General features: G+C 49.2%; 20 protein-coding genes and 4 tRNA genes. 12 read left to right on the top strand and 12 right to left on the bottom strand.

Annotation, left to right across the window (positions count from 1 at the left end):
* The first annotated feature begins 2 nt into the window (after positions 1-2).
* From truA to purF, 6 genes are all read left to right on the top strand, one after another.
* Entirely contained in the window at positions 3-788 is a 786-nt protein-coding gene (truA, locus tag A5320_RS11050) for a tRNA pseudouridine(38-40) synthase TruA (protein ID WP_068064280.1), read from the top strand.
* Positions 789-965: 177 nt separating this feature from the next.
* Positions 966-1,838, top strand: coding sequence for an acetyl-CoA carboxylase, carboxyltransferase subunit beta (gene accD, locus A5320_RS11045; protein ID WP_068064279.1), 873 nt, complete (start codon positions 966-968; stop codon positions 1,836-1,838).
* Positions 1,839-1,844: 6 nt separating this feature from the next.
* Positions 1,845-3,131, top strand: coding sequence for a bifunctional tetrahydrofolate synthase/dihydrofolate synthase (gene folC / locus A5320_RS11040; RefSeq protein ID WP_068064278.1), 1,287 nt, complete (start codon positions 1,845-1,847; stop codon positions 3,129-3,131).
* Positions 3,128-3,883, top strand: coding sequence for an SPOR domain-containing protein (locus A5320_RS11035; protein WP_068064277.1), 756 nt, complete (start codon positions 3,128-3,130; stop codon positions 3,881-3,883). Before folC ends, A5320_RS11035 begins: the two co-directional genes overlap by 4 nt.
* 59 nt (positions 3,884-3,942) lie before the next feature.
* On the top strand, positions 3,943-4,446 hold the full coding sequence (locus tag A5320_RS11030; protein ID WP_068064275.1) for a CvpA family protein: 504 nt from the start codon (positions 3,943-3,945) through the stop codon (positions 4,444-4,446).
* Between the two features lie 6 nt (positions 4,447-4,452).
* Positions 4,453-5,967: an amidophosphoribosyltransferase gene (gene purF / locus A5320_RS11025; RefSeq protein ID WP_068064273.1), complete on the top strand. Its 1,515-nt coding sequence runs from the start codon at positions 4,453-4,455 to the stop codon at positions 5,965-5,967.
* A gap of 96 nt (positions 5,968-6,063) precedes the next feature.
* Here purF and A5320_RS11020 read toward each other — a convergent pair whose 3' ends face one another.
* The 4 genes from A5320_RS11020 to A5320_RS11005 form a co-directional block, all read right to left on the bottom strand.
* Positions 6,064-6,663, bottom strand: a complete 600-nt coding sequence (locus tag A5320_RS11020) for a Yip1 family protein (protein WP_068064272.1) — start codon at positions 6,661-6,663, stop codon at positions 6,064-6,066.
* A gap of 128 nt (positions 6,664-6,791) precedes the next feature.
* A complete protein-coding gene (gene miaE / locus A5320_RS11015) occupies positions 6,792-7,550 on the bottom strand; it encodes a tRNA isopentenyl-2-thiomethyl-A-37 hydroxylase MiaE (RefSeq protein WP_157605777.1) in 759 nt (252 codons plus the stop codon).
* A gap of 61 nt (positions 7,551-7,611) precedes the next feature.
* Positions 7,612-8,364 carry a UDP-2,3-diacylglucosamine diphosphatase gene (locus A5320_RS11010; protein ID WP_068064268.1) on the bottom strand — a complete coding sequence of 251 codons (753 nt, stop codon included), beginning with the start codon at positions 8,362-8,364 and terminating at the stop codon, positions 7,612-7,614.
* Positions 8,357-8,851 carry a peptidylprolyl isomerase gene (locus A5320_RS11005; protein ID WP_068064266.1) on the bottom strand — a complete coding sequence of 165 codons (495 nt, stop codon included), beginning with the start codon at positions 8,849-8,851 and terminating at the stop codon, positions 8,357-8,359. The genes A5320_RS11010 and A5320_RS11005 overlap by 8 nt, the downstream gene beginning before the upstream one ends.
* A 283-nt stretch (positions 8,852-9,134) precedes the next feature.
* Here A5320_RS11005 and cysS point away from each other — a divergent pair, with 283 nt between their 5' ends.
* Positions 9,135-10,514 carry a cysteine--tRNA ligase gene (gene cysS, locus A5320_RS11000; RefSeq protein ID WP_068064264.1) on the top strand — a complete coding sequence of 460 codons (1,380 nt, stop codon included), beginning with the start codon at positions 9,135-9,137 and terminating at the stop codon, positions 10,512-10,514.
* A 220-nt stretch (positions 10,515-10,734) separates the two neighbouring features.
* Here the strand turns inward: cysS and folD are convergent, their stop codons facing one another.
* Positions 10,735-11,595, bottom strand: coding sequence for a bifunctional methylenetetrahydrofolate dehydrogenase/methenyltetrahydrofolate cyclohydrolase FolD (folD, locus tag A5320_RS10995; protein WP_068064262.1), 861 nt, complete (start codon positions 11,593-11,595; stop codon positions 10,735-10,737).
* Between the two features lie 242 nt (positions 11,596-11,837).
* Between folD and A5320_RS10990 the strand changes: the two genes are divergently transcribed.
* From A5320_RS10990 to A5320_RS10975, 4 genes are all read left to right on the top strand, one after another.
* Positions 11,838-11,914 (top strand) — tRNA-Pro (locus A5320_RS10990).
* Positions 11,915-11,951: 37 nt separating this feature from the next.
* Positions 11,952-12,028: transfer RNA gene (locus A5320_RS10985), tRNA-Arg, on the top strand.
* Positions 12,029-12,061: 33 nt separating this feature from the next.
* Positions 12,062-12,137 (top strand) — tRNA-His (locus tag A5320_RS10980).
* Between the two features lie 66 nt (positions 12,138-12,203).
* Positions 12,204-12,280, top strand: a tRNA-Pro gene (locus tag A5320_RS10975).
* Between the two features lie 122 nt (positions 12,281-12,402).
* On the opposite strand, the gene A5320_RS10970 is transcribed toward A5320_RS10975, so the two are convergent.
* Together A5320_RS10970 and fadE are read right to left on the bottom strand one after the other, a co-directional pair.
* Positions 12,403-12,747, bottom strand: coding sequence for a 2Fe-2S iron-sulfur cluster-binding protein (locus tag A5320_RS10970; protein WP_068064260.1), 345 nt, complete (start codon positions 12,745-12,747; stop codon positions 12,403-12,405).
* 159 nt (positions 12,748-12,906) lie between these two features.
* Positions 12,907-15,372: an acyl-CoA dehydrogenase FadE gene (fadE, locus tag A5320_RS10965; protein WP_068064259.1), complete on the bottom strand. Its 2,466-nt coding sequence runs from the start codon at positions 15,370-15,372 to the stop codon at positions 12,907-12,909.
* A 356-nt stretch (positions 15,373-15,728) separates the two neighbouring features.
* Here fadE and A5320_RS10960 point away from each other — a divergent pair, with 356 nt between their 5' ends.
* Complete coding sequence (locus tag A5320_RS10960; protein ID WP_068064258.1) at positions 15,729-16,502, top strand: class II glutamine amidotransferase; 774 nt, start codon at positions 15,729-15,731, stop codon at positions 16,500-16,502.
* A gap of 51 nt (positions 16,503-16,553) precedes the next feature.
* On the opposite strand, the gene A5320_RS10955 is transcribed toward A5320_RS10960, so the two are convergent.
* The 5 genes from A5320_RS10955 to A5320_RS10935 form a co-directional block, all read right to left on the bottom strand.
* The gene (locus A5320_RS10955; protein WP_068064256.1) at positions 16,554-17,384 is read right to left on the bottom strand and encodes a DUF3108 domain-containing protein; all 831 of its coding nucleotides are present in this window, start codon (positions 17,382-17,384) and stop codon (positions 16,554-16,556) included.
* A complete protein-coding gene (gene purN, locus A5320_RS10950; protein ID WP_068064254.1) occupies positions 17,326-17,982 on the bottom strand; it encodes a phosphoribosylglycinamide formyltransferase in 657 nt (218 codons plus the stop codon). Before purN ends, A5320_RS10955 begins: the two co-directional genes overlap by 59 nt.
* A 6-nt stretch (positions 17,983-17,988) precedes the next feature.
* A complete protein-coding gene (purM, locus tag A5320_RS10945) occupies positions 17,989-19,041 on the bottom strand; it encodes a phosphoribosylformylglycinamidine cyclo-ligase (RefSeq protein WP_068064253.1) in 1,053 nt (350 codons plus the stop codon).
* Positions 19,042-19,229: 188 nt separating this feature from the next.
* Positions 19,230-19,640, bottom strand: a complete 411-nt coding sequence (locus tag A5320_RS10940) for a hypothetical protein (RefSeq protein ID WP_068064252.1) — start codon at positions 19,638-19,640, stop codon at positions 19,230-19,232.
* Positions 19,637-20,548 (bottom strand): LysR family transcriptional regulator, encoded by a 912-nt coding sequence (locus tag A5320_RS10935; RefSeq protein ID WP_068064250.1) that lies wholly within the window; start codon positions 20,546-20,548, stop codon positions 19,637-19,639. Before A5320_RS10935 ends, A5320_RS10940 begins: the two co-directional genes overlap by 4 nt.
* Positions 20,549-20,558: the final 10 nt, after the last annotated feature.

The following is a 20,558-nucleotide window of genomic DNA, read 5'->3' as shown; positions in this document are numbered from 1 at the left end:
GCATGCGCATCGCATTGGGTATTGAATATGACGGTACTGGCTTTTTTGGCTGGCAGCGTCAGCGGGAAGTCAACAGCATTCAGGGCGAGCTGGAAAAAGCGCTTAGCCAGGTTGCCAACGAAACCATCGAAATTTTCTGCGCCGGTCGCACTGACGCTGGCGTGCACGGTACCGGTCAGGTGATCCATTTTGACACCAGTGCCGTGCGCGATATGCGCGGCTGGATCATGGGTGCCAATTCTAACTTACCTACAGGTATCGCGGTGCGTTGGGCCAAGCCGGTTAGCGATGACTTCCATGCCCGTTTTTCTGCAACTGCCCGCCGTTATCGTTATGTGATCTACAACCGTAAATACCGCCCTGCCATTTTGGGTCAGGGACTGAGTCATTATCATCAGGATTTAGATGTCAGTCTGATGCAACAAGCAGCGCCGCTGTTGTTGGGAGAGCATGATTTTTCGTCGTTTCGGGCGATCCAATGTCAATCCAATACACCATTTCGTAATCTGATGCATTTACAGATTGAACGCTATCAGGACTTTATTGTCATTGATATCAAGGCGAATGCCTTTTTACATCATATGGTGCGTAACATTACTGGCAGTTTGTTGGAAATCGGCATGAAAAAACGTCCGCCACAGTGGTTGGGTGAATTGCTGGCAGCCAAAGATCGGACTTTAGCGGCGGCTACGGCTAAAGCTGAAGGCCTGTATTTAGTGGCAGTTGATTATCCGACAGAGTTTGAAATTCCGACCACACCAATGGGGCCGTTGTTTTTGCCGGACTAAACCTTGGCTACATGCTCTGGACTGACCTGTTTCAAGGCGACAGCTAAGACCAGTTTTTTATGTTCGGCTGCGCACCTTTATGTTTTAATAACCGCCGTTTGGCATGTTTTCGCTGAATTTTGCCTAAATTCAGGCATTTGTGCGCGAAAATCGTCCAGTGTAGACAAAGGAATCCTTATGAGTTGGTTAGAAAAAATCCTGCCCAGAACTTCGTCGTCAGCGCGTCGTAATATCCCGGAAGGGGTCTGGACCAAATGTACGTCTTGCGAAGCGGTGTTGTACAAAGCAGATCTGGATCGCCAGCTGGGCGTTTGCCCAAAATGCGATAACCATATGCGCATCAATGCCCGCGAACGTCTGGCCAGTTTCCTTGATACCAATACCGGTGTTGAACTGGCTGCCGAGCTCGAGCCGCAGGATATTCTGAAGTTTAAAGACAGTAAAAAATACAAAGACCGTATCGTCGCAGCACAAAAAGAAACCGGCGAAAAAGATGCCATGGTGGTGATGCGCGGTTCACTCAAAGGCATGCCGATTGTGGTTGCCAGTTTCGAATTTAATTTTATGGGCGGCTCGATGGCGTCTGTCGTTGGTGCCAAATTTGTTAAAGGCGTGGAATTTGCGCTGGAACACAAAGTGCCATTCGTTTGTTTCTCCGCTTCTGGTGGCGCGCGGATGCAGGAAGCGTTGTTGTCCTTGATGCAAATGGCCAAAACCAGCGCTGCTTTAGCCAAACTGAGTGAAGCCGGTCTGCCGTATATTTCGGTGTTGACTGACCCGACGATGGGTGGTGTTTCAGCCAGTTTGGCCATGCTCGGTGATGTGAATATCGGCGAGCCAAATGCGCTGATTGGTTTTGCCGGTCCTCGTGTTATCGAACAGACAGTACGGGAAAAACTGCCGGAAGGTTTCCAGCGCAGCGAATTCCTGCTGGATCATGGTGCCATTGATATGATTGTTGACCGCCGCCAAATGCGCGATACAATTGCGCGATTAGTTGCAAAATTCATGCGACTGCCTTCTCCGGTGTCGGAGAATCGCGTCGCCTAAGGCGTTATGAACTCTTCTGCGTTAACAACAAGCCAATCGTGTCAGACCCTGACCGATTGGCTTGCGTTTATTGAACAAAGCCATCCTATTGATCAAATTGAACTTGGCCTGGCGCGGGTACAAACCGTAGCAGCGCGCGGTGCATTGCAGCAATTACCCGGCATCAAAATACTGTTGGCCGGTACTAACGGCAAAGGCTCCAGCGCCCGTTGTCTGGAACAACTGCTGCTGGCGCAAGGTTATTCGGTTGGCGTTTACACCTCCCCGCATTTACTCAAGTTTAATGAACGGCTGCGCCTAAATGGGGTGGATGCTGCTGACGAGCTGTGGGTGGCAGGACTACGTGAAGTCGAAAAGCTACGCGCTGATGTGCCGCTGACCTATTTTGAATTCACCACACTTGCCGCTTTTGCCATGCTGAAACAGCAACAGCCGGATGTTTGCATTATTGAAGTCGGTCTCGGCGGGCGTTTGGACGCCACCAATATTATTGAACCGGACGCTTGTGTCATTACCACCATCGACTTAGATCACCAGGATTGGCTTGGCAACGATCGCGAAAGTATCGGCCGCGAAAAAGCTGGTATTTTCCGCCAGGAGCGCTTGGCCATTGTTGGCGATTTAGATGTACCGCAGTCGATTTTAGCCGAAGCCAAGCGGTTAGCGGTGCCGCTGCGTCTGGTCAATCGTGATTATCAATATCAGTTAGCAGAAGATGGTTTGTCGTGGCAGTGGCAGAGCAAAAGTCTTAAACTTGCCAATTTACCCTTGGCGAAATTACCGCTGCAGAATATCGCCACTTGTCTGGCGTGCCTCGAAGCACTGCAGTTATTGCCGCCACCAGCCAAGATTGCTACAGTGTTGGCTGAGCTGACGCTGGCCGGACGGATGCAATGGCTGCAACAGCAACCGGCTATTTTACTGGATGTGGCGCATAATCCGCAGTCGGCGAGCTACCTCGCATCACAACTTGCATTGCTTGCACCACGTTATCAGCGTGTTCATGTGTTGGTAGGCATGCTCAAAGATAAAGACATGCGCCAAAGTCTGGCCGATTTTGCCGGTTTGGTCAGTACCTGGCATTGCGCCGGTTTACCGCCGCCGCGTGGTGCCACTGCCGAATTACTGGCAGCCCAGTTACCGGATGGGGCAAATGTTGTTTGCTACCCCGATGTAACAACGGCCTGGGCTACTTTGAGTACAGATCTTCACGACACTGATTTAGTGTTGATTTTTGGTTCATTTGTCACTGTGTCGCAGTTTTTAGCACACTGGCAACAGGGAAACGTATGACCGAAGTATTTAAAAACCGGCTGATTGGTAGTGCCATCTTGATTGTGGCTGCCATTGTGTTTTTACCGGATTTATTAGATGGCCAAAAACAAGTGGTCAAAGATGATTTTAAAGCAGTGCCGGAGCGTCCGGAATTTGCCGCTGTTGCGCAGCAACAGGTGTTTGCGCAGGATCAGCATGATGCCAGTCGTCAACAGGCGATGACCTTACCGACAGACACCAGCCCGGCCTTAGACGATCCGTCAGCTGCCGGCAGTACGACTGATCCACAACCCGGGGCTGTGACCGATCCAACTTTGATCGATCCAACTGTAACAGATAAGGCTACGACAGACCCTGCACCAACCGACACATTGCCTGATCAAACCTATGCTTCTGTTGATACCGACAGTGCTGCGGCGAAACCTGTAACCACAACTGCAGCGACCAATCCCGCTGCGACTGAAGCCAAGCCAGTCGCCGAGAAAGTTTTGGTTCCGCCAAAGCCATTAACTGAAGCGGCCTGGGTGGTGAAAGTGGGGTCATTTGGTAAAGAACAAAATGCCAATGCGTTAGTCAGTAAATTACGGCAGGCAGGTTTTGCCACCTTCAGCCGAAAAATTACCAATGGTCAGGGTCAGACCATGATTAGCGTGCTGGTGGGACCGGATCTTAAAAAAGAGCAACTTGAACGTAGCCTGCCACAACTGCAACAACTGGCTGCGGTGAAAAACTTAAAGGTGATGGCCTTTTCACCGGTTGAAAATAATTAGCCTAACCGGCGCGCCATTTGGTAGAATGCGCGCCGTCATCGAGCAGCCTTTGGAAGCACATGGTCTGGGTTGATTATGCCATTTTGGCAATAATTGGATTATCGACTGTTATCAGTCTGGTCCGCGGTTTTGTAAAAGAAGCCATTTCACTGATCGTCTGGATCACAGCGTTTTTCGTTGCCAGTCATTATTATCCCTATCTCGCCCCCTTTTTCTCCAATATTGAAAATTTACTGATCAGAAATGCAGTCGCTATCGGCTTGCTGTTTATCAGTGCGCTGTTGCTTGGCGGTTTGATCAACTATCTGGTTGGCAAACTGGTGCACTCGACTGGCTTAAGCGGCACCGACCGTTTGCTCGGTGTATTGTTTGGCGCCTTGCGTGGGGTGTTAGTGGTTAGTGCTGTGTTGTTTTTTCTGGACGCTTTTACGCCTTCAGCCGGATCAGACTGGTGGAAAGCCTCAGTTCTGATCCCCGAATTCGACTTTATTATTGAATGGTTTTTCAGTTACCTGAAAGACAACTCGAGTTTTATGCAACAGGCATCCGTGCTGACGAGGTAAGGTTCCATGTGTGGTATTGTTGGTATCGTAGGTAAATATCCGGTCAATCAGGCCTTGTATGACGGTTTAACCGTGTTACAACATCGTGGTCAGGATGCGGCAGGGATCGTCACCGTCGACCAGGACCGGCTGCGGCTGCGCAAGGCCAACGGCCTGGTCAAAGATGTGTTTGAAGAGCGGCATATGGAGCGGTTGTCGGGCAATATCGGCATCGGCCATGTACGTTATCCAACAGCGGGTTCTTCCAGCACCGCTGAAGCCCAGCCATTTTACGTCAACAGCCCTTTTGGTCTGGCGCTGGCGCACAATGGTAATTTAACCAACGCCGAACAAGTCAAAGCTGAGTTGTTTAAAGTGGCGCGCCGCCATGTCAATACCAGTTCTGACTCTGAAGTATTACTCAATGCCCTGGCGCATGAACTGCAGGGTGACGGCTCGATGCAATTGATGCCGGACGCCATTTTTCGCGCCGTGACTAATTTACACCGCAAAGTGCGCGGCGGCTATGCCGTGGTAGCGCTGATCATCGGCCATGGTTTAGTGGCTTTCCGTGACCCACATGGCATCCGTCCATTGGTGATGGGTAAACGTGAAACGGCACTTGGCACCGAATATATGGTGGCTTCAGAAAGCGTGGCACTTGATGCTGACGGTTTCACCGTGCTGCGGGACGTGTCCCCAGGCGAAGCAGTGTATATCACCGAAAATGGTGAGTTATATAGCCAGCAATGTGCTGAAAACCCAACTTATACACCATGTATTTTTGAATATGTTTATTTTGCCCGCCCTGATTCCACTATTGATAACGTGTCGGTTTATGCCTCACGGGTGGCAATGGGTAAAAAGCTGGGCGAAAAAATTAAAAAAGAATGGGCGCATCTGGATATCGATGTGGTCATTCCAATTCCTGAAACCAGTAATGACGCGGCTTTGCAAATTGCCACTGAACTGGGTTTACCTTATCGCCAGGGATACGTGAAAAACCGCTATATTGGCCGGACCTTTATTATGCCGGGGCAGGGTGAGCGGAAAAAATCGGTCAAGCGTAAACTGAATGCCATTTGGCAAGAGTTTAAAGGCAAAAATGTGTTGCTGGTCGACGATTCAATCGTACGCGGCACCACTTCAGAGCAAATCATTGATATGGCGCGTGAAGCCGGAGCCAACAAAGTGTATTTCGCTTCTGCGGCGCCGGAAATTCGCTTCCCGAATGTGTATGGTATTGATATGCCATCGGCCAATGAGCTGATTGCGCACGGACATGACGTGGAAAGCATTTGTAAAATCATCGGTGCTGACGGTTTGATTTTCCAATCGTTGCCAGATTTAGTCGAAGCGGTACGCAGTCAGAATCCGGATATCAAAAAGTTTGAAACGTCAGTGTTCGACGGCGTTTATGTCACCAATGACATTACCCAGGAATACCTGAATAAACTGGACGCTTCGCGTAACGATGCCAAAAAAGGCAATAAAACAGCGTTGATGGCCGGAAATCTGGAAACTTATAACGAAGGTAACTGAGTTCAAGTAAGGTAACTTCAGATAAAACAAAGGGAGCCGCAGCTCCCTTTGTTTTATTTTAACACCCGCGTTTTACTGGTTCAGGCAAGACCGTCGTCAGTGCGTAAACACCGGCTGGAACCCTGAGCTCCATAAAATAGCGGTAGACGCTAATACACACACCAACAAAATCAGGCCACAAGTGACGACCGAGCTGGCGTAAATAAAACCCCGTTCTTCCGGGATGTGCATCAAAATTGGCACACCGACGTACAGCAGATAGACCGAATAAGACAAACCCGCCAGCCCAACCAGCATCACAAACCACAGTTCCGGATACAAGGCGGCGATCCCCACCATAAATAATGGCGTGGACGTATAGGAAGCCAGTTCCAGGGTTTGGGTGTACGTTGGTTCAGAGCCAAAAGTATGCGCCATCCAGTGCGCTAAATAACCCAGCGCAAACACGCCGAGGATCAACGCAAAATACATGGCGGTGCCGAGCATCAGCGCGCTGTCCGAGGTTAAATGAATCGGTTCACCCACGCCAATGCTCCAGCCAATATGAACGGCAGAGACGTAAGCGCAAATGGAGGGGATGAGAGCAACGAGCATGATGTGGATTAAACTGTAGCGTAAACTTTCGTGACGAGCGTCAATGGTATGCCATTCTTCTTTCGGGTGGGCATACAGCCCCCATAAATGGTTTAGTATCATTTTTTATTATCCTTGTCGACTGCTGTACTGATGGTGTCTGAGCGACAACGTAACACTCATGATTAAGTTATGACCAACAGAACCGCACTCGTCAAGTATTGACTGTGTTCAGGGGGAAATAGACGGCTTTAAACCGGGCACCCGCTGTGAAACTTAAAATCCTCATCGGCAGTAGAAATCAGCTCAGCTTCCAACTTGCCAAAGAAGTCCACTCTCGGTTTGATATCGGTTTTGGACATCACCTGCGCCAGCTCCAGATAGTCAGCAAAGTGGCGGGCTTCGGAGCGCAATAACGAGACGTAAAAAGCGCCGAGTTTAGCATCCACCAGCTCGGCCAGTCTGGCAAATCGCTCACAGGAGCGGGCTTCGATATAAGCACCACAAATAAGTTTATCGATCAGGATTTGCGGTTCATGGGTTTTGCAGCTTTGCACCAATGTTTTGGCATAACGACTGGCAGTGATGTTTTCATAAGGGATACCCCGTTGCTGCATGATTTCCAGCACCTGGCAAAAATGATGTAACTCCTCGCGGATCAGCAATACCATCCGGTCAATAATCAGATTGGAATGAGCAAAGTCAGAACGGCCAATAATGCTTTTATTGAGTTTTTCCGCTTGTTTTAAGCTTTGTACATCACCGTTAAAACGATATGCAAAGTCCTCAAACGGCTTTAGCCAGTGTAATAACGTGGTGGAGCTTTCCTGATCGCAGGCATACCGGCGCAGCAGATACATCGCTGTTTGCGCGGCTTTTAATTCACAGATCAGATGATCCTGCAGCAGAATTGGTAAGCGTTCAGTTTTTGTCGCTTCATCCAGCCAGCGCGTAGGGGTTTCGCATTGCAAAAAGCTGAGGATCGGTATCAGCAGGTCATTGTTTTTCATCATTTACTCCATACTGCAATGCAAAGCGGACTTGTTGTCGTGAGTATCAGGTGGCACGACTTTAAAGCGGAGACGCTGCTGCCAAAGGGCAAAAATGTAAAGTCCACTCATCTTTGGTGATAGCAAGATATGAGCTTTGCTGATACCAGTCACCCACCACATAGCGGTAAGCTTGCTTACCATCAAGCCCTTGAAATTCATGGACTGCCGGGCGGTGAGTGTGGCCATGAATTAAATACTGCACCTGATACTCGCTCATCACTTTGGGTACTTCATCCGGTGTGACATCCATGATCATGGCAGTTTTTTGCTGTTTATCCTGCTTGCTGATGCGCCGTGCTTTGCGCGCCAGATGCTGGCGATACCACAAAGGAGTGGCCAAAATCAGCCATTGCCACCAGGGTTGGTCCCACCATGAGCGGAATTTCTGATACTGAAAGTCCAGCGTGCACAGACTGTCGCCATGCATCAACAATGCTTTTTTGCCATAAAAATCAGCGATATGATAAGGCGGCAGTAATTCAAAACCAGCACGCTTGGCAAAGGTTTGTTTGAGCAGAAAATCCCGGTTGCCATGACAGAAATACACCAACACCCCATGGGAGCGCAGCGAGCTAAGTGCGTTGGCGACCTGAGTCAGCAAAGGGGCAGGGTTGTCATCGCCAATCCAGACTTCAAATAAATCGCCGAGGATATACAGCGCGTCGGCTTGGCTGGCGGTGACTTTAACAAAATCGAGAAACGCCGCGGTGATATCCGGGCGTTCCTGACTTAAATGCAAATCCGCGATAACAAGGGTTAAGCCCTTAGCCATGCAGTTCTGCTTTTTCGATCACCACGTTTTCTACCGGCACATCGGCGTGGCCAAATTTACGGCCGGTTGCGACGGCGCGGATCTTATCGACCACATCCATGCCTTCAACGACTTCGGCAAAAACACAGTAGCCCCAGCCTGATGAATTCTCAGAAGTAAAATTCAGGAAGCTGTTGTCAGCGATATTGATAAAAAATTGGCAGGTTGCAGAATGTGGATCGTTGGTACGGGCCATTGCCACAGTGCCTTTTTTGTTTGGCACTTTGTTGTTGGCTTCATTTTTAATCTGACCTTTGGTTTCTTTTTGTTCCATGTCTGGAGTAAAACCGCCACCCTGGATCATAAAACCATCAATCACCCGGTGAAAAATGGTGTTGTCGTAAAAACCGTCTTTGACATAACTTTTGAAGTTTTCCACGGTAAGCGGGGCTTTGTCGGCAAATAACTGTAATTTAATCACGCCGAAATTGGTGTGTAAGCTGACCATCATTCAATCCTTCTTTAAGGGCTATCCCCGTCATCCTTGAAGTTGCAGGGTTGTTGACTTCGCTCGTTCGCCCCAGTCACATAGGACTACTATGCTCCTGGGGTCTCACTCACTTGTCGCCTACCTGCAGCTTCAATGATTTTGGGGCGGTAAAATTTGGCGCTAGTTTAGCGCAACCAGCGCTGAACACAAAGCCAGATCGACCGCCAACAGACCATAGCCGAGCCTTAACACCGGTGTTACACTATCGCTTTTTCGCCGTCAGCGTTTATCCGAGGAAGTCATGTTACAGATTTATAATACCCTGAGCCGTCAAAAAGAGACGTTTGTGCCAATGCAACCAGGCAAAGTCGGCCTTTATGTCTGTGGTATTACAATTTATGACTTCTGTCACGTTGGCCATGCCCGTACCTATGTCGCTTTTGACGTGATTAATCGCTATTTGCGGTTTTCTGGCTATGACGTCACTTATGTCCGCAATATCACAGATGTTGACGACAAAATTATTCGCCGCGCCAACGAAAATGGTGAAAGTTGTGATGCTTTAACGGCCCGTTACACTGAAGCCATGCATGCCGATTTTAACGCTTTAAGTTTATTGCCAGCCGATATCGAGCCACGGGTCACTACCCATATGGCGGAAATCATCGAGCTCATTCAGACGTTACTTGCGAAAAAACACGCTTATGTCGCTGTAGATGGTGATGTGCTGTTTGATGTTAGTACCTACGAAAACTACGGTCAGTTAAGCCAACAAAATCTCGATATGCTGCAAGCTGGCGCCCGGGTTGAAGTGGATCAGACGAAAGACGATCCGCTGGATTTTGTGCTGTGGAAAATGGCCAAGCCAGGTGAGCCAAGTTGGGAATCGCCTTGGGGCGCTGGTCGTCCGGGCTGGCATATCGAATGTTCGGCGATGAGCGCCAAGCATTTAGGTGCGCATTTTGATATTCATGGCGGTGGCTCGGATCTGCAGTTCCCGCATCATGAAAACGAAATTGCCCAGTCGTGCTGCGCGCATGGTACCAAGTACGTCAATACTTGGATCCACACCGGTATGGTGCAGATCGACAAAGAAAAAATGTCGAAATCTTTAGGCAATTTCTTTACGGTAAAAGACGTGTTGGCCGAATATAACCGCGAATCGGTGCGGTATTTCCTGATTTCCAGTCAGTACCGCAGTCAGCTCAATTACAGTGCCGAGAACCTGCAGCAAGCGCATGCGGCTTTAGGGCGCCTCTACACTGCACTGCGTGGCGTGACCCCAGCTGCTGAAGTAGCACTCGACAGCGTGTATGTGGCGCAGTTTAAACAAGCGATGGATGATGATTTCAACACCGCGCTGGCGTTACCGGTATTATTTGAACTGGCGCGTGAAATTAACAAAGAAAAAGAACTGAATCCGCAAAAAGCCTCAGAGCTGGCTGCAGTGCTGGTGAAACTGGGTGAAGTGCTGGGTATTTTGCAGGGTGATGCCGAAACTTTCCTGCAGGCCGGCGGTTCAGATGATGATGTAACGGAAATTGAAGCTTTGATTGCCAAACGTAATCAAGCCCGCATCAACAAAGACTGGGCGGCTGCTGATGAAGCGCGTACCGCACTTACTGCCAAAGGTATTGTGGTTGAAGACAAAAATGGCGTCACCAGCTGGCGTCGTGGCTAATCGCTTATACCCGTCATCCTTGAAGATGCGGGGGGGTTGACTTCACTCATTCGCCGCAGTCACATAGTTAACTATGCTCCTGCGGTCTCACTCCCTCGTCGCGGTTCCACCGTGGCCATCCCGCATCGTCAATGATTTTGGGTATATAGCGCTTTTACTGAAAGTAAAAAAACAAAAACGCGAAACCGCGTTTTTTTATGGCTTTTGTTTTTGCAGCAGACTAGCTCAAATCGTGAAACTGCTCACAGGCTTCCAGCGTGTTCTCTATCAAACATGCCACCGTCATCGGGCCAACACCACCAGGCACTGGTGTGATAAAACGGGCATGTTCAACCGCTTTGCTAAATTCGACATCGCCGACTAACTTGCCGGAATCCAGCCGGTTAATACCCACATCAACCACCAACGCACCAGGTTTTACCCAATCGCCAGGAATAAACTCAGGTTTACCAACTGCAACCACCAGTAAATCAGCGCGTCGTACCTGTTGTTCCAGGTTTTTGGTGAATTTGTGGCAGATGGTGGTGGTGCAGCCGGCTAATAACAGCTCCAGCGCCATTGGGCGGCCGACAATGTTCGATGCGCCTACCACAACAGCATCCATACCACGGATTTGTACACCGGTGCTCTGCAGCAGCTTAATGATGCCTTTCGGAGTACAAGGGCGCAGTGCCGGCATCCGCTGTGCCAAACGGCCGATATTATAAGGGTGGAAGCCGTCGACGTCTTTGAGTGGATTTATCCGTTCCAGAATGGCGGAAGCGTCTAAGCCTGCTGGCAACGGCAATTGCACCAGAATGCCGTCGATGCTGGTATCAGCGTTTAGCTGGTCAATCAAATCGAACAGTTGCTGTTGTTTGGTATCGGCGGGTAAATCATAAGAGAAGGAGGCAAAACCGACTTCTTCACAGGCTTTGCGTTTACTGCCAACGTACACTTGCGAGGCCGGATCGGCTCCCACTAACACCACGGCTAAGCCTGGTGCGCGTTTTCCAGCTGCCAGTCGTTGTTGCACGCGCAGTGCCACTTGTCCGCGGGTCGCTTGTGCAACTGCTTTACCGTCAATAATTTGTGCTGCCATGAAGCGCCTCTGATCCAAATCTGAAAAGTTGCCGTATTTTCTCACAGCAGGCGACAATGCGCCAAGTACAATGGTTGGCGCGGCGGAAATTTCTGTAAAATCAGTGAAATTGCATGCTTTTGCAGCAGAAAACTGCCGGAAGGTTCAAATTATAGGCAAACAGTTTTTTTCACTAAAAAAACGTTTGACGCATACGGGGTCGGGTTGTAATATTGCGCCCCGTTGCACTAGTGTAACTCAGTCGGTGATTAGCGCAGCTTGGTAGCGCACTTGGTTTGGGTCCAAGGGGTCGCAAGTTCGAATCTTGCATCACCGACCATCTTTAAGTTGGTATGCGCTCTGTGACTGCACTTGTTGCGTCCGTAGCTCAGCTGGATAGAGCAACGGCCTTCTAAGCCGTGGGTCATAGGTTCGAGTCCTATCGGACGCGCCATTAACTTAAAGATATGTTTGAATTGAGACCGTGGTGGCTGTAGCTCAGTTGGTAGAGCCCCGGATTGTGATTCCGGTTGTCGTGGGTTCGAGCCCCATCAGCCACCCCATTCAGTTCAGGACTTTTATCCAGAAAAGTCCAAATAAGTTCTAAAAAATATCAAAGAGTTCATAGTCGGTGATTAGCGCAGCTTGGTAGCGCACTTGGTTTGGGTCCAAGGGGTCGCAAGTTCGAATCTTGCATCACCGACCATTCTCCCTCCAAAAGTTTCTGCTCAATTTTATTTTCAATTCATCGTTTTATTCTAATTGCAGCTATGTTCTTGTTACTTCTTCAATTGGTTGCAACTGCTGCAACAAATTGCTTTATCGCCGTTAAACCCTGGCTGGCGCCTGATCCCGACTCGTGCTAATCGTCACCGAATCCGTAATAATCTCTAGCTGCAGATCGGTTTTTGCAACACTGCAGCAAGCGAAGATAATGCCGGAGTTCAGTTCGGTCGAAGTTAGCTTTGCAGTATTTTCAATGATCTGTTCGACCTTGCCGCTAATCAGCCGGCATTTGCACATGCCACAGCCACCGGCCTTACAACCATGCGGAATGTTCACACCGTGCAGCAGCGCGCTTTGCAGTACCGTCTGGTTAGGTGAAATATCGATGATCTGATGGGCTAAATGCATGCGATAGCGGGGGGCGGGCGCGAACCAAGACTTGAACATTGTTGTGACATCCTGTCCCGAATTTATTAATTAGCATAGTCGACAAAAAAGGAAAAACCAGAGTTTTGGTGACGCCGACATCCGGGCATAAAAAAAGCCGGCACTTTGGCCGGCTAGTCATCTTAAAACTTCTGATCCCGCTGTATCATCTGAGCTCGTTTAAGCAGCTTGCTCAGTCTTGCAGGCGGGTTTGGCATCAAACAGCGACTTGTCAGCGGCCAGATCCAGCGGATCAAAGTCATCAACATTAATCACATGCAAACGGCCGGCTTCAGCAATCCGCAGTTTTTCTGCTTCAGCCTGACTTAGTACACCAAGCTCCAGACCCAGATCGGCCACTTCACCTAAGCGGTAAAATGGCAGACGCTTGTTCGCAGCATGCACCACTTTATCAAACAGCGGCTCGGCGGCCAGAATGTCGGTCAGGGCTTTTTCCAGCAGACCTAACTGATTGTTCGGCTCCTGCGTCAGATACAAGTGGCTGCCAAGGCGTGTACGTGCTTCACAAGGCGTTTGCATGATGCGGGCAACCTTGTGATCCAGCGCGTCACTTGGACGACGCAGCAAGCGGCCCCAAGGGAATACCACGCGTTTTAGCACTGTTGCGACAATCCGGTTCGGGAAGTTGTCGAACAATTCGTCCAGCGCCAGCTGTGCTTTAGCCAGGTTGTCTTCACAGCCCCATTGCACCAGCGGTAAATCCTGCACCTGGCGACCTTCATCGTGGTACTTTTTCAAAATGGTTGAAGTCAGGTACAACATCGACAAAATATCACCAAGACGGGCTGAAATCCGCTCACGGCGTTTTAAGTCACCGCCCATAGTTGCCATCGCAATATCTGACATTAATGCCAGTGAAGCGCTGAAGCGATTCATTTGCTTGTAGTAAGCAGCAGTTTCATCTTTAACCGGTGCATGCGAAAAGGCAGCGTTGGTCAGCGATAACCAGAAAGTGCGGAAGAAGTTACTGATGCTAAAACCGATATGGCCGAATAATGCGCGGTCAAAGGCGGTTACTGCAGCACGTTCGTCATCCAGCTGCGCAGCCTGTAACTCTGCAAGGACATATGGATGGCAACGAATGGCGCCCTGGCCGTAGATAATCATATTGCGGGTCAGAATGTTTGCGCCTTCAACAGTAATTGCCACCGGCGCACCCTGATAACCACGGGCTAAATAGTTGGTCGGGCCCATGCAAATGCCCTTACCGCCATGCACATCCATCGCATCAATCACTGCCTGACGCATCCGTTCAGTCATGTGGTATTTGGTGATAGCTGAAATCACCGACGGTTTTTCGCCTAAATCAATCGAGCCAACTGACATGGTTGTAGAGGCGTCGGCCATATAAGCGTAACCGCCAATCCGTGCCATTGCTTCTTCCACGCCTTCCATTTTGCCGATTGGCAATTTGAACTGACGACGAATACGGGCATAAGCGCCGGTCGCCATCGCAGCGGCTTTGATGCCACCGGTACTGTTCGACGGCAGGGTAATAGCGCGGCCAACCGATAAACATTCGACCAGCATCCGCCAGCCTTGACCGGCCATTTTCGGACCGCCAATAATGTAATCAAGTGGCACAAAAATATCTTCGCCTTGGGTCGGACCATTCTGGAATGGCACGTTTAATGGGAAATGACGACGACCAATTTTCACGCCAGGGGTGCTTACTGGAATCAGCGCACAGGTAATACCTAAATCAGTTTTATCACCGAGCAATTTGTCCGGATCCTGCAACTTAAAGGCTAATCCCAGTACAGTGGCAATAGGCGCCAGCGTAATATAACGTTTGTTCCAGGTCAGGCGCATACCGAGAATTTCTTCGCCTTGCCACTGACCTTTACAGACAATACCGAAATCCGGAATAGCACCGGCATCAGAACCAGCTTCCGGTGAAGTCAGCGCAAAACAAGGAACTTCCAAGCCTTTGGCTAAACGCGGCAGGTAATGGTCCTGCTGCTCTTTGGTGCCATAGTGCTGCAGCAATTCGCCTGGGCCAAGCGAGTTAGGTACGCCAACTACGCTGGATAAAACCATGCTTTTGCTGGTTAATTTTTGCAGAACACAAGATTGGGCGAACGCTGAAAATTCCAGACCGCCATACTGCTTTTTGATGATCATGGCGAAGAAGCCCTGATCTTTTAAATATTGATACACTTCCGGTGCTAAATCGGCGCGGTCATGCGTGGTGTGCCAGTCATCAACCATCGCCAGCAGTGTTTCTACCGGGCCATCAAGGAATGCTTGTTCTTCAGCACTCAGTCGCGGTTTTGGAAAATTGTGCAGCTTGTGCCAATCCGGGTTGCCGCGAAACAAATCGCCTTCCCACCAGGTGGTACCGGCATCAATAGCTTCTTTTTCCGTGGTCGACATTTCCGGCATGATTTTGCGGTAAAGTTTTAACAGCGGTTTGGTGATATGTTGCTGGCGAATGCTGGCGATATTCAGCGGAATGGTGATTGCTGCAAAAATCAGCCAACTAAAAATCCCTACAGTTCCGGCAAAGGTACCGGCGACGAGCAAAGCGGCGATAGCGCCGGTAAATAATGTAAGACTGGCCCGGTGATAGGCCAAAATGCCGATTGCTACCAGCAATGCAGCGATAAAGATTAACACATCCATAATTATCTCCAGATAAGAGGTCTGACCACTAACCGGGTTAGCGTAAAGTGGATTGGCCGAAGATGCAAGTGATTCCTGCTGTAGTGTAGTTGATTCAGTGTCAACTTTTCTGGTCATACCCGTCATCATTGAAGATTCGGGGTTGTTGCCTTCGCTCATTCGCCCCAGTCACATAGAACAGCTATGCTCCTAGGGCCTCACGTGCTCGTCGCCTACCCGAATCTCCAATGATTTTGGGTATAGACCTGTGCATTATTGTTTTTACGGCCAAAACGGCAGGTTGAGGGTTGTGAAGTTGAACGGAACACTGCTAACCTCAGGGCATATTAAATAGAAACTTCCAATCAAATAAATATATGTGTGAACTGCTTGGGATGTCGGCGAATGTGCCGACCGATATTTGTTTTAGCTTTAAAGGCCTGAGAGAGCGGGGTGGTAATACCGGTCCGCACAAGGACGGTTGGGGCATAGCTTTCTATCAGGGGAAGGGGGTGACCACTTTTAAAGATGCACAGGCCAGCCATCAATCGGAAGTGGCAAAACTAGTGACCGACTACCCGATTAAAAGTAATGTGGTTGTTGGGCATGTGCGACAGGCTAATCGCGGTCGGGTCGCACTTGAGAACACTCACCCGTTTACCCGCGAATTGTGGGGACGTTATTGGACTTACGCCCATAATGGTCAGCTGAAAGACTACAAATCGCTGGCGCAGGGGCGCTTTAAAGCGGTTGGCACCACGGATAGTGAATCGGCATTTTGCTTTATCCTATCGGAGCTGGCAGCGCGCTATCCTGATAAACCACCTGCACGTAAGCAGCTGTTCCGCCTGATTAAAAAGCTCTCTGACCAGTTAAAGCAGCAAGGTGTATTTAACTTGTTGTTATCTGATGGCGAATATTTGTTTTGTTATTGCAGTACCAAATTGCATTGGATCACCCGCCGCGCACCATTTGGCACAGCGAAATTATCAGATGTGGATGTGGATATTGATTTCAGTCAGGAAACCACACCTAACGATGTGGTAACGATAGTCGCAACCTTGCCTTTAACCACCAACGAGCAATGGCAGGCGATGGCACCTGGCGAAGCTTGTTTGTTTAGAGCAGGAGAACAGGTTGAACTGCTGTAAGTTCAACCTATTGTTGTCTGAATTGGGTTTTGAACGGTATCAAATGCAAAACTACTGCGGCTGATACTGACTCAGCTGCACATCAAATTGCTCAACATCATCTTCTGATTGCCACAATCGAACCAACAGATAATCCAGCTCTGGTGCCAGCCAGGCATACACCTGTTTATCAGGGCCTTGGCCATACCGTTCGATGCGGATTGCTTTGACCTTGCCATAAGGCAAAGACAGCCATTCTTCGGTAGCCACTTTGTATTTATAAGTGCGGTTTTCACCATGGCGGTTAAGTACGTCGTAAACAAAATCAGTTTTGCCTTGTTGAATATCCAACACAATCTGGCCATGGAAACTCAACATATCCAGCCATTGGTCATTCCATGGAATTTGTTTGACGACTTGCTTTTTTTCCGTTTTTAACTGCTTCTGCGCCCAATCAAGACTCAGTTCATAATGACGGCTGGGGCCAGTGCCAGAACGTTGCATTAAATAATGGCTTGGTTTGAGCCGGCCTTGTTCAATCACAAAACGTGAGCGTTCTTTACGTTCATCTTTGAAGACCAACCAGCTGATTTTGCTGTTATAACCAAGTTCATAGCCGACACCATCCCGTTTTAAATAACGCGATGCTTCGCCATGCTTTTTACCTGAACGTAAAATCTGATAACTGGCTTCAAAGGGCTTAAAGCCAATGGCTGCATCGGTACTGACCGCCACCGGAACCTGAGCGGCAGGCTTCGCTGTTGCTTCTGTGGCAACCGCAGTATTTTGTGCGGCAAACACTTGTGGAATGGCGAGGCAAAAAAATGACGCCATCAGGCGCCATTTATGAATTGTCGTGATCATCATCGTCGGCATATCCATGGTCTGATAAAATCTGGCCATCCAACAATGCCTTATCTGCCTGCTGTTGTAAACGTCCCTGACAAAACCAACGGACCACAAGTGGGTAAATTTGGTGTTCCTGTTCGTGTACACGCTCGGCAATTATCGTCGCATCATCCCCGGTAAAAATAGGGACTTTAGCCTGTAATACCACAGGTCCACCATCGAGTTCCGCCGTGACAAAATGCACGCTGCAACCATGCTGCGTATCACCGGCGTCCAATGCACGCTGATGCGTATGCAAACCCTGATATTTTGGCAATAACGAAGGGTGAATATTTAATAATCGCCCTTGATAATGCCCGACAAATTCAGGTGTTAAAATACGCATAAAACCGGCCAGCACCACTAAATCAGGCTGAAAACTATCGATGCTCTGTAGTAATGCCGCATCATAACTTTGCCGATCAGGAAAGGTTTTATGGTCCAGCACCACAGTTGGAATGTCCGCTTCTAAAGCGCGTTGTAGCCCAAAAACCCCGGCCTTGTTCGAAATGACGGCGCTGATGCGACCGGCAATAAAGCCAGCCGCACAAGCATCGATAATGGCCTGCAGGTTTGAACCACTACCTGAAATCAGTACAACAATTGATTTCATAATGGTTTATGCATTTACGCCAGGGATCACAACCTGCGCTTCACCTTCAGCCGCAGTTTGAATTTCACCTAAGTGCCAGGCAGTTTCGCCCGCATCTTGCAGGAATTGCAGTGCCGGAGCCAGATTGTCGGCACTTACCACCACGATCATGCCCACACCACAATTAAAGGTGCGGTACATTTCATGACGGGTGACATTGCCTTGTTGTTGCAACCAGTCAAAAACTGCCGGCCATTGATAACTTTGCTCGTTACAAACTGCTTTGGTCTGTTCTGGTAATACCCGTGGAATATTTTCCCAGAAACCGCCACCGGTGATGTGGCACAGTGCATGTACCGGAACGGCTTTAATCAGTGCCAGCAAGTTTTTCACATAAATGCGGGTCGGCGCCATTAAATGGTCGGCCAGGGTTTTGCCTTCCAGCATAACATCCGGCGTTTGACCGCTGACTTCGATAATTTTACGAATGAGTGAAAACCCATTGGAATGTGGGCCAGAAGAGGCGAGAGCGATGATTTGGTCACCGGCTTTGACCTTAGAACCATCAATGATGTCGGCTTTTTCGACCACGCCAACACAGAAACCGGCGATGTCGTAATCGCCTGTATGGTACATGCCTGGCATTTCAGCAGTTTCACCGCCAACCAGGGCACAACCTGATTGTTCACAACCATCGGCGATACCATTGACCACACTGGCCGCTACATCAACATCTAATTTACCGGTGGCGTAGTAATCGAGGAAAAACAACGGTTCAGCGCCTTGAACCACGATATCGTTAACGCACATGGCGACTAAGTCGATACCAACGCTGTCATGACGGTTGAGGTCGATGGCCAGTCGTAACTTGGTACCTACACCGTCAGTGCCCGATACCAGGACTGGCTCTTTATAACCGGCTGGGATTTGACACATAGCGCCAAAACCACCGAGGCCACCAATTACTTCTTTGCGGGTCGTACGTTTAACTGCACCTTTGATCCGGTCGACTAAAGCCTCACCAGCATCAATATCTACGCCTGCATCTTTGTAACTTAACGAAGTTTTTTGTTCGCTCACGGTAATCCTCGATGGCAAAAATGAATACGGGTCAAAAAATCCGCCGCATTTTACCCTGTTCTGCCGTCAGACAAAAGGATTAAGGCTCGGCTGGCGCAGTTTATCTTTGTAGCTATTGACCTCAACACCAGGGGCACCAGATGAATCCCACTCACCATAGACAGATTCAAGCCCCTGTTATCAAAAGGTTATTGCATTACATTGCTCATCGCCTTGCTGATGTAATCCCGCACGCTCAGGTTATGATCTTTGCTGATTTTGTGATAACACAGTGATGCCAATGGAAACTCGCGGTTGTTGTAGTTCAAACTGACGTAAGGTGCTGTTTCATCGGCTTTTTGATGGATCCATTCCCCACCAACGACGTTGATAAATATTTGCCCGACATAAGCGGCAAAAATATTACACAGGGTAAACATGTGCTCGTCACTGAAGCGTTGCAGACGATTCACTTCATGTAACCGCGACAACAGGCTGTCGACCAGTAGTAGGCTTTCCAGACTGAAATCAAGGTTGATTTGGTATTCTTCCGCGGCGAATTGCACCGCATCGGCGGCACATTGCTGCATTAATGTATCAAGTTCTGGTTGAGTGCTCATAGCGGACTTCCTGTTTTGCCATGAATGGCAAGGATCAATTGACGGAGTTGCCGGCTGCCCGGCCCTAATTTTTCTTCTTTAGGTGTTAATAGTGACATTGGGGCCAATCGCTCTGAACTTTGTGTCAGTGGCAACCGGTATAACACGCCTTCGGCAATCAGGTTTTTTACCAGATGCTCCGGCAACCAACAAAAGCCGATGCCACTTTTAATGATTTCAATGGCTTCATAAAAATTACTGACGGTCCAGCGCTGTTCGGCTTTGAGCCAGCCGCCCGGGCCTTCCATTGGTTTGCTGGCGGTATCCCGGATCACAATTTGCAGATGTTGGCTAAGTTCATCTAAATCCAGTTGCTTATGCTGAGCTAATAAATGCGCTGCACCAATCACCGGAATTAAGTGGGCAACATAAATCGGTTCGCCCAAATAGCCGCGAGGGATCACTCCTGTTGCAGCTATGACTAAATCGGCTTTCCCTTCCAGAATGACTTCGGTGGTGCCGGTGATCACCGTATCAATAATTTGGATCCGACTGCCGCGACTCTGCGGGTGAAACAGCGCCAGCGCCTGATATAAATATTCTTTTGGGTAAACCAGCTCTACCGCGATACGAATTTCCGGCTCCCAACCCATATCAATACTGGCGGCGAGCAGTTCTAAGTCTTCAATTTGCTGCGTCAGAATCCTTGAGCGGCGCAGCATCACATCACCGGCCTCGGTTAAAAAAGCTTTGCGGCCAATCACCTGCAGCAATTCGACACCGAGCTGGTTTTGTAGTTTTGCCACCGCATGATTGAGACTGGATTGGCTTTTATTTAATAGATCAGCAGCCTGAGAATAACCGCCGGCATCGACTACGGCCTGCAAAATGCGCCATTGTTCCAAAGTCGATTTTGGCCGGTACGGCATAATTCTCCTT

This window comes from Rheinheimera sp. SA_1, from assembly GCF_001669775.1.
Classification (GTDB): Bacteria; Pseudomonadota; Gammaproteobacteria; order Enterobacterales; family Alteromonadaceae; genus Pararheinheimera.
Note: the sequence above shows the minus strand (reverse complement) of the source record. Positions and strands in the feature narration are given on the sequence as shown.

Excerpts from the sequence above, each read along its gene's own strand:
- truA (WP_068064280.1), top strand. The coding sequence starts at position 3 with ATGCGCATCGCATTGGGTATTGAATATGACGGTACTGGCTTTTTTGGC.
- accD (WP_068064279.1), top strand. The coding sequence starts at position 966 with ATGAGTTGGTTAGAAAAAATCCTGCCCAGAACTTCGTCGTCAGCGCGT.
- folC (WP_068064278.1), top strand. The coding sequence starts at position 1,845 with ATGAACTCTTCTGCGTTAACAACAAGCCAATCGTGTCAGACCCTGACC.
- A5320_RS11035 (WP_068064277.1), top strand. The coding sequence starts at position 3,128 with ATGACCGAAGTATTTAAAAACCGGCTGATTGGTAGTGCCATCTTGATT.
- A5320_RS11030 (WP_068064275.1), top strand. The coding sequence starts at position 3,943 with ATGGTCTGGGTTGATTATGCCATTTTGGCAATAATTGGATTATCGACT.
- purF (WP_068064273.1), top strand. The coding sequence starts at position 4,453 with ATGTGTGGTATTGTTGGTATCGTAGGTAAATATCCGGTCAATCAGGCC.
- A5320_RS11020 (WP_068064272.1), bottom strand. The coding sequence starts at position 6,663 with ATGATACTAAACCATTTATGGGGGCTGTATGCCCACCCGAAAGAAGAA.
- miaE (WP_157605777.1), bottom strand. The coding sequence starts at position 7,550 with ATGAAAAACAATGACCTGCTGATACCGATCCTCAGCTTTTTGCAATGC.
- A5320_RS11010 (WP_068064268.1), bottom strand. The coding sequence starts at position 8,364 with ATGGCTAAGGGCTTAACCCTTGTTATCGCGGATTTGCATTTAAGTCAG.
- A5320_RS11005 (WP_068064266.1), bottom strand. The coding sequence starts at position 8,851 with ATGGTCAGCTTACACACCAATTTCGGCGTGATTAAATTACAGTTATTT.
- cysS (WP_068064264.1), top strand. The coding sequence starts at position 9,135 with ATGTTACAGATTTATAATACCCTGAGCCGTCAAAAAGAGACGTTTGTG.
- folD (WP_068064262.1), bottom strand. The coding sequence starts at position 11,595 with ATGGCAGCACAAATTATTGACGGTAAAGCAGTTGCACAAGCGACCCGC.
- A5320_RS10970 (WP_068064260.1), bottom strand. The coding sequence starts at position 12,747 with ATGTTCAAGTCTTGGTTCGCGCCCGCCCCCCGCTATCGCATGCATTTA.
- fadE (WP_068064259.1), bottom strand. The coding sequence starts at position 15,372 with ATGGATGTGTTAATCTTTATCGCTGCATTGCTGGTAGCAATCGGCATT.
- A5320_RS10960 (WP_068064258.1), top strand. The coding sequence starts at position 15,729 with ATGTGTGAACTGCTTGGGATGTCGGCGAATGTGCCGACCGATATTTGT.
- A5320_RS10955 (WP_068064256.1), bottom strand. The coding sequence starts at position 17,384 with ATGGCCAGATTTTATCAGACCATGGATATGCCGACGATGATGATCACG.
- purN (WP_068064254.1), bottom strand. The coding sequence starts at position 17,982 with ATGAAATCAATTGTTGTACTGATTTCAGGTAGTGGTTCAAACCTGCAG.
- A5320_RS10940 (WP_068064252.1), bottom strand. The coding sequence starts at position 19,640 with ATGAGCACTCAACCAGAACTTGATACATTAATGCAGCAATGTGCCGCC.
- A5320_RS10935 (WP_068064250.1), bottom strand. The coding sequence starts at position 20,548 with ATGCCGTACCGGCCAAAATCGACTTTGGAACAATGGCGCATTTTGCAG.